At 72.7% G+C, this 557-nt stretch carries 1 protein-coding gene; it reads right to left on the minus strand.

What is annotated here, in order from left to right; genetic code table 11:
- On the minus strand, positions 1-557 hold a 557-nt coding region (locus tag ACSNN9_RS28615), incomplete at both ends, for an acyltransferase domain-containing protein (protein ID WP_436676411.1).

The following is a 557-nucleotide window of genomic DNA, read 5'->3' on the forward strand; positions in this document are numbered from 1 at the left end:
CGGACACCCCGCTCCCGCCAGACCCGCTCCACCTCGTCCAGCACCTCCACGGCACCGGACACCACCACGGCGGCGGGGCCGTTGACCGCCGCGATCCCGACGCGGTCGGTCAGCCCAGCGATCGACTCCGCCACCGTGGTCTCGGCGGCGGCCACCGCCAGCATCCCGCCACCGGCCGGCAACGCCTGCATCAACCGACCACGCGCCGCGACGAGCTGACACGCGTCCGCCAGGGACAGCACCCCCGCGACGTGCGCGGCCGTGACCTCACCAATCGAGTGACCGGCCACCATGTCCGGCACGATCCCGAACGACTCGACGAGGCGGAACAACGCCACCTCGACCGCGAACAACCCGGCCTGCGTGAACACCGTCTGATCCAGCAGCCCCGCTTCGGCACTGCCCGCCTCGGCGAACAGCACCTCCCGCAGCGGACGCGGCAGCAGCGCGTCGAGGTGCGCGCACACCTCGTCCAGCGCGGCGGCGAACACCGGGAACGTCCCGTACAACTCCCGGCCCATGCCGGCGCGCTGCGCACCCTGACCCGAGAACAACAG

Source organism: Micromonospora sp. URMC 107, from assembly GCF_051386315.1.
Taxonomy (GTDB): Bacteria; Actinomycetota; Actinomycetes; order Mycobacteriales; family Micromonosporaceae; genus Micromonospora.